Consider the following 8000-nt stretch of genomic DNA (forward strand, 5'->3'; position numbering starts at 1 on the left):
CTTGGCATATAGATTCATAATATTTTTTTATTATGTATTGGGGAATGGAATGACAGCTTTTTTATATGCATTAATGGTTTTTGTATGGGGGTTTTCTTGGATTGCTATTAAGTGGCAACAAGGCAGTACGCCAATGGAAGTTTCTATTTTATATCGCTTTTTATTTGCTGCGATAGTGATGTTTACTATTGGAAAAGCATTTAATAAGCTGCAATCAGTGAAAGTAACAGATCAAAAGTTTTTCGCTGTTCAGGGGGCGTGTTTATTTTGTTGTAACTTTTTATTTTTTTATAGCTCTACATCTTATATTGCCAGTGGTTTAACGGCTGTTGTTATGGCGACTGCACCTATTTTTAATGCGATTCACGGTCGAATTTTTTATGGCACAAAAACTAACAATAATTTTTGGCTTGGAGTGATAATTGGTTTAACGGGTATTAGTTTGTTATTTGCTAGCGATTTTATGCAAACAAATTTATCTAAAGAGGTTTTGCTAGGTTTGTTTTACGCGCTAGCTGGAACTTGGTGTTTTTCTATTGGTAATATGATCAGCATTCGTAATACCAAAAATAAAGTACAACCTTTTACCGCCACAAGTTATGCCATGATATATGGCTGCATTACTTTACTTATTATTATTCTATTTAAAGGTTTGAGTTTTGATATAGAAATAAGTACACGTTATTTAACGAGTCTAGCTTATTTAGCGATCCCCGCATCTGTGATTGGCTTTACCGTATATTTATTATTGGTAGATAGAATAGGGGCAAATAACGCAGCATATTTATTAGTGATAACGCCGATTGTTGCCTTAGTTGTTTCGAGCATATTTGAGAATTATCAATGGACTGTGTTTTCTACTTTAGGTTTATTATGTGTTGTATTAGGTAATGTGATCACACAAATCAAAAAACCGATATTTAAATATTTTATTAAACCCAATAAATTTAAAACGTTAACTTAATGGCTAGCCTTAATTATTTCATATTATATTTTGGGTAATACAAAGCATTTTTACTATACTTCAATACTATGAAATAACTTGTTATTTAAGGCTAATGAATTTTAGAATTATTTTCACATTTTTACTTTTTAGTCCGATACTTAATGCAGTAGAGCCTATTAGGTTTGTTGTGCCAAACTTTCCCCCGTATATGTATCAAAAAAATGGTGAGTTAACGGGTGAGGGAGTTTCTAGGGTGTCTAAAATATTAAAAAAGGCAGCGATTCCATTTAGTTTTAAACTCACCACAGATTATGATCGCGCAATATATGAAGTTAAATCCGGTTACTCAGACGGTTTTTTTCTAGCGTCTCAAAATGGCGAAAGAGATAAAATAGCGGTTTTCACTAAGCCTGTGATGCAAAATGCTTGGTGTTGGTTTTTGCTTCGGACATCAAATTTAGATCCTGACTCGGCTAAATTTAAATTGGCTAATGTAGGCACTATATTAAATACCAATACGCATAAATGGTTAAGTAAACATAAGTTTGTATCTGTATCAGGTGTTTTAGAGCCGGATACACTTTTGAAAATGCTCAGTAAAGGAAGGTTAGATGCAATTTTTTTATCTGAAGCTGTTTTTTTAGAAGCAATAGATAAACTAGGGCATTCAAGAAGCTATTATAAAACTGTAGTTCAAAAAGTGAGACCTTTTGGTATGTATTTATCAAAAGGTTATTTAGCTCAAAACCCTGAAGCATTAGAGACTATTAATAAAGCGATTGAAACTTTATACCCAGTTAAATTAAAAACTCGAAAATAAAAAATGCACTTAATATTCTTATATTAAGTGCACTTAATTCTGTAACTTTTAAAAGTTTAAGCTTCTAAAGCTTTTTTGATGATGAGATCTAAATATGCTTTGTGCGCTTTAGTTGAATCATCAGCACCCCAAGGAGCATCTTGACCAGCAATAGTTTGTAATTGATACAGCGCAGATGTTTTAGCTAAATTATCATAAGCTGATTTTTTACCTATGCCTGCGATTTTAATTAACCTTTGTACATATTCAATTTGCAGGTTTTGGCTCATCGAATTAACTGACTTTTCATCAACAAATATTGAAGTTGTTAAATCTTTCATAAAGCTTGTTAAGCTGTAATCATTACCATATAAACCAGTATCAGAAATACGTTGTAATACATTTGCATGTAGCAGCTGATCTAATACTGACTTTTGTACATTTAACACCATCTTGTGACCTTTAGGGTCTTCATTTTTACCGTAATGGCTAAAGCCACGGCGTTGGTGTTGTAAATGTGTATAAAGCGGTTGGATCTCTGCAAGAGTATCAGATGCAAATACATATTTAGCTAATGCATTCATTGCTGCTTTTTGCATCGCCTTTGGTACTGGCGTATAAGGTTGTGATGCAGCTTTGCTATCAACAAAATTACGCTCAACATATACACCACCTACTTGGCGTGATATTACTTCAGCTTGTTTTTTGTATTGTCCGTATAACACATTTGCTGAAATCAGTAGTTGTTGGTATGAATCACCTTCAGTTAATGATCTCTCTTTTAATTCACCAAAAGTATGATTGATTAATGCCATGCGATCAGTCGCATAAGCAACTGGATCAGATGACATATCACCAATCATGATGCGTGGGTCGATATGGCGACCAGGACGGCGCATATCATCGGCATCATTACCAAAATCGAGTCCTTTTTCAGCAGAACGCGATAATATTTTAGTTAATCTTTGTTGTTCAGCAGTTTCATCTTCTAATGCCGTTGAATAACCGTATTCAATAGCCCAGTTATCGTATGGCCCAGGTTTTACTTGGAAGTAATCGCCTTGAGTTACACCTAGAGGAGCTACATTTGCTGGCGTGTAATCCATCACTGAACCAGTTAAAATACCTTTTGTAAGTGATTTATCGTGAACTTCTTTTTCATCCCACATGATAGAGGCTTTCATATTATGGTTAAGCCCTAATGTATGGCCAACTTCATGCAATATCAGCATACGAAGGCCTTCATCCAATAATGCTTTTTCTTGGATAGATGAACCATTTGCTAATGTTTTTCCTAACATCATGCCCTGCTGTAGATCATGACCCGCACTACAATTTAAGCCTTCGATTTGCGCCGTCATATCAGTTAAGCTTGCAGCACCTTGACTATAAAGCTTGTCGTATACCCAGCGGTTTTTCATAAATACGAATTCCAACATGATGTCGGCACCCAATATTTCACCGGTAAGTGGATTTGCTAATGATGGACCATAACCACCAAATGGCGGGCGAGGAGATGAAGTCCAGCGTAATACATTATAATTAATATCACCGGCATCCCACTTAGCATCATCTGGTTGCACTTTTACTTGAATCGCATTTTTAAAACCTGCTTTCTCAAATGAAATATTCCAATCTAGCACTGCTTCTTCAATTGTTTTGCGCCATTCATGAGGCGTTGTATTTTCTATCCACCAAACAATTGGTTTTACAGGCTCAGATAATGCTGCTGAAGGATCTTTTTTCGTTAAATCCCAACGATTAATCGCATCTTGATAAGGTGCCCATTCGCTTGATGTCATTTGATCGTATTGTTGAGTGAAATAACCAATACGCGCATCATCTAATCGTGGTTTAAAATCATTTTTAGGTAGCTCTACAAATGAATGCTGTATTTTGATTGAAACAGAACGGGGATCGGTAACTGCATTTGAGCCGTAAACTTTAGGGTTACTATTATTAAATACATAATCTACAACAACATCTACGTTATTATCGTAACTGCGCTTATTTACAATACGTGATTTTTTATCGTTAAGTTTGCCTAAATTAAAACGTTTTTTAGCATTTTTATCATTTAAACGCGCCCAAGGTGATACTTTATGTAAAGCTTCACTTAAAAATAGCTTATCAACTTTCAGTGCTATTTGGCCTTTTTCTTCTTTTTCTATTTTGATGCTAGCTAAAACAGCTTCTGAGATGTTGGCATTTTGGGCTTTGCTGATTGGGCTTTTAGGGTCAAATTTATGGCGAGGTGTTTTGCTAATAATATCAATGCGGTTAAAGTGACGTCTAAATTCTATTATTTTTGTTTCTCTATATGCACCTCTGAAATGACCTGCATCGGTAACACCATCAACAGTATGTGCAAAGTATAAAATAGGCGTATTTAGTTGGCTTTCATTTAATAACATTAAGTTTTTACCGGTTTTTTCATCTTGGTAAAAAGTTAATAAACCTTTGGCTTCTACTTTATCTTTTAATAATTCAGTGAGGGTTTTATCTTTTTTCTTTTTATTATCTTTTTTATCTTTATCAGCTGCGTAAGCTGTACTACTTCCTGCAATAGCGAGCGCAAGTGCTAAAGAAATACTGGTAAATTTCATTTTTCGCTTCCTTTTCAATGTGTGTCAATATTTTTTACAGGATTAAGTTACACACTTTAGTTAAGGTTAACAAAACGTAAACGTAAGGAAATGTTAATACAATAAACTAGCTCAGGTAGTGAGATAAGCGTAAAATGCGTTAAACTCTCCGGTAGAAATTAAATATGGCATTAAAAAACTCAGCTAGCTCTTTAGTGATACTCGATTTTGAAACAACAGGTTTATCACCCAATATGGGCGATCGCGCTATAGAAATTGGTGCCGTACGTATTGAAAATGGGCTGATAACAGATTCTTTCAGTCAATTAATGGATCCTGGTTTTCAAATTACAGGCTTTATTGAAGATTACACAGGTATTAGTAATCAAATGCTAAAAGGCATGCCCTCTTGTGCAGAAGTAATGGATGAGTTTGCCAATTTTATTGGTGATTCAAATTTAATAGCCCACAACGCATCATTTGATAAACGATTTTTAGATGCTGAATTACAGCAAATTTCACGAAGTTATTCAGGTGAGTTTGCTTGCTCTATGTTATTAGCGCGACGGATTTATCAAGATGCACCAACACATAAGTTGGGAGATTTAATTAGATATAAAAAAATTCCTGCTGATGGCGGTTTTCACCGAGCATTATTTGATTCGCAAATGACAGCCAAGCTTTGGGTGGCAATGTTGGAAGATATGAGGTTAGATTATGATTTAACTGATATTCCATTTTCATTAGTGAAAAAACTAGTGAAAACACCTAAGAAGGCAGTGCATGAATTATTAAAAAATTGGTAAGGTAAAATTAGTAGGGTACTTAAAAGAATAGGGTTGAAATACAGTGTGTATTTCAACCATTTGAGTAAGAAGACCTATTACTCTTGGTCTTCTTCTCTTTCTTCTTCAGCAGCAAGGCGTGCAGCTAGACGCTTTGCTTTGTATTCTTCTTCTTTCTCGATAGCTTGCGCTTCAAGTTCATTACGAACAACACGCTTTTCAGCTTTACGCTTATTACGCTCTTGTAAGTTTTGTAAGAATACTTCTAATTGCTCTTTACCCCATTGCTCAGCGGCTTCTTGAGATTCAAAACCTTTTTTACGCTTGGAAACGCTTGTTTTTCTCGCTGAAACACGACGAGTAATTTCTGCGTGCCATTTTTCGCCATCTTGAATTACTTTGTAATCAAATTTCTTTTCTTGTGCCATGTCTTTTATTTCCTAAATTCTGTGTATTTAATATGTGTTTATTTTGAAGGTAATAAGTGTTTTATCTAACACGTCTAACTCTAAATGAGCGACCTTTTAATTTACCTTCAGATAATTTTGCAAGGGCTGGTTTTGAAGCATCTTTATGTACTGCAACATATGCCCAGTTATCAAACATATTGATTTTGCCAACTTGTTTGCCAGCAATACCATTTTTACCTGTCAATGCGCCTAAAATATCTCCAGGACGTACTTTTTGTTTTTTACCGCCATCAATTTGCAATGTCACCATGTCTGGTTTATAACCTGGTTTTTCCAATATGCTAAATGGCGGCAATACCGAAAGATCGAACTCTTTATCCATATATTCAGATACTTTTTCAAAGCGATGTGTTTCTGTTTCAATGAAAATAGAGTGCGCTGTGCCTTTTTTACCGGCACGGCCAGTACGACCAATGCGATGTACATGTACTTCTGGATCGCGAACGACTTCAAAGTTAATCACCATATCAAGTGAATCAACATCTAGACCACGCGCTGCTACATCAGTTGCAACTAATATACATACGCTTTTATTGGTAAAGCGGACTAAGGTCTGATCTCTGTCTCTTTGCTCTAAATCACCGTTTAAAGCTAAGGCGCTTAAACCAAAGTTATTAAGTTCGTCTGAAATTCTTTGTGTTTCAACTTTTGTATTACAAAATACAACACAGCTCTCTGGGCGATGCTTTAAAAGTAATAAACGAAGTGCGACTAAGCGTTGTTTATTATTTTCTACTTTATAAAAATATTGACGAATATTAGTATTGTTATCAGAAGAAGCAACTTTCACCATAACAGGATCAACCATGATATGTTCAGATACTGTTTTGATAGAATCAGGGAATGTAGCACTGAATAATAAAGTCTGGCGGTTATCTGGTGTCGCATCTGTTATTGCATCAATCGCAGATTCAAAACCCATTTCTAACATGCGATCAGCTTCATCAAGTACTAAAGTCGTCACATTGTCTAAATTTAATGTGCCGCGATGTAAGTGATCTTCAATTCGACCTGGCGTTCCTACAATAATATGAGCCCCATGCTCTAAAGAACCAACTTGTGGACCAAAAGGCATACCACCACAAATAGTTAAAACTTTAATGTTATGAATACTACGCGCTAATTTACGAATTTCTTTAGCAACTTGATCGGCTAATTCACGAGTAGGACAAAGTACCAATGATTGAATTCTAAATTGTTTAACTTTTAATTTCTCTAATATACCTAAACCAAAAGCAGCGGTTTTTCCTGAACCAGTTTTTCCTTGTGCGATCACATCTTTACCCGCAAGAACATGGGGTAGACTTTCGGCTTGAATTTGCGTCATATTGTTATAACCCAGAGAAGTAAGATTCTCTATTAGGGCCGGTTGTAACTTAACGGATGTAAAGGTGGTTTGACTCAAGGTGTTTTTCCTATAATTGATCTGTTATGACCTGTATATAATAGACCTTGAGTACAAAGCTGTACTTTTAGGCCGTTTTGACCCTATATAATATCAGATTTATAGCTTTATGCTTTGACTAAGTTTGTTCTATTATTAAATAATAGTTTATATAGTTGAAAAATAGCTTAATTCATTAAGCATTATTGAGAGCAAATCATGAAAAAACCACAGCGCGATATAACATTAAGATTTTTAGCAGAGCCGCAAGATGTGAACTTTGGAGGCAAAGTACATGGTGGTGCAGTAATGAAATGGATAGATTTAGCTGCTTATGCATGTTCAGCTGGTTGGAGTGGGCGCTATTGTGTAACAGCATACGCTGGTGGTATTCGATTTGTTGCACCTATACATGTCGGTAGTTTAGTTGAAGTTGAAGCTAAAGTTATTTATACAGGTACTTCTTCTATGCATATTGCATTAGAAGTAACAGCTTGTGATCCAAAGTCACTGAATAGACGTATTACAACACATTGTATTGTAATTATGGTGGCAGTTGATGAAACGGGTCAAAAGATCGAAATACCTAAATGGATCCCAGAAACTGAAGCTGATATTAAGCAGCATGATACTGCAATACGATTAATGGAAATGCGTAAGCAAATCGGCGAAGAAATGGAAATATTTGTAAAATAGTTACTAAATCTAAATCTCTTACAGAGATAAAGCCGAATTTACTGACTTTATTTAATAGAAACGTCCTATTTTAGGACGTTTTGTATATATAATGAGCGAACGGCCAGAAATATCAACTTATCTTAAAAAAACACTTGCGCAGATTTCAAAAATGCCTATACTGCGCCTCCACCGACACAGACGGCAAGCAACATTCTTAAAGGGATGTAGCGACATCGACTGATGTAGGAAGGAGATTTATCTCCGAAAAGTTTGAATCAGATTTAAAGTTAAAAAATTAATTTTAAATTAACCATTGACTCAAAACTTTTAAGGTGTATTATGCACCTCCGCTT

General features: G+C 35.2%; 7 protein-coding genes. 4 read left to right on the plus strand and 3 right to left on the minus strand.

The window, feature by feature from the left end:
- Positions 1-49: 49 nt before the first annotated feature.
- Together KO527_RS20375 and KO527_RS20380 are read left to right on the plus strand one after the other, a co-directional pair.
- On the plus strand, positions 50-964 hold the full coding sequence (locus KO527_RS20375) for an EamA family transporter (protein WP_216042098.1): 915 nt from the start codon (positions 50-52) through the stop codon (positions 962-964).
- Between the two features lie 169 nt (positions 965-1133).
- Positions 1134-1766, plus strand: coding sequence for a transporter substrate-binding domain-containing protein (locus KO527_RS20380; protein WP_216042099.1), 633 nt, complete (start codon positions 1134-1136; stop codon positions 1764-1766).
- Between the two features lie 56 nt (positions 1767-1822).
- Here KO527_RS20380 and KO527_RS20385 read toward each other — a convergent pair whose 3' ends face one another.
- Entirely contained in the window at positions 1823-4351 is a 2529-nt protein-coding gene (locus KO527_RS20385) for a zinc-dependent metalloprotease (RefSeq protein WP_216042100.1), read from the minus strand.
- Between the two features lie 164 nt (positions 4352-4515).
- Here KO527_RS20385 and KO527_RS20390 point away from each other — a divergent pair, with 164 nt between their 5' ends.
- A complete protein-coding gene (locus tag KO527_RS20390; RefSeq protein ID WP_216042101.1) occupies positions 4516-5136 on the plus strand; it encodes a 3'-5' exonuclease in 621 nt (206 codons plus the stop codon).
- 77 nt (positions 5137-5213) lie between these two features.
- On the opposite strand, the gene KO527_RS20395 is transcribed toward KO527_RS20390, so the two are convergent.
- Positions 5214-5543 (minus strand): DUF3622 domain-containing protein, encoded by a 330-nt coding sequence (locus KO527_RS20395; RefSeq protein WP_042148873.1) that lies wholly within the window; start codon positions 5541-5543, stop codon positions 5214-5216.
- Positions 5544-5604: 61 nt separating this feature from the next.
- Positions 5605-6990: an ATP-dependent RNA helicase DbpA gene (gene dbpA / locus KO527_RS20400; RefSeq protein ID WP_216042102.1), complete on the minus strand. Its 1386-nt coding sequence runs from the start codon at positions 6988-6990 to the stop codon at positions 5605-5607.
- Between the two features lie 198 nt (positions 6991-7188).
- On the opposite strand from dbpA, the gene KO527_RS20405 reads away from it, so the two are divergent.
- On the plus strand, positions 7189-7665 hold the full coding sequence (locus tag KO527_RS20405) for an acyl-CoA thioesterase (protein ID WP_042148865.1): 477 nt from the start codon (positions 7189-7191) through the stop codon (positions 7663-7665).
- Positions 7666-8000 lie beyond the last annotated feature (335 nt).

It is taken from the genome of Pseudoalteromonas sp. C2R02, from assembly GCF_018860845.1.
Taxonomy (GTDB): Bacteria; Pseudomonadota; Gammaproteobacteria; order Enterobacterales; family Alteromonadaceae; genus Pseudoalteromonas.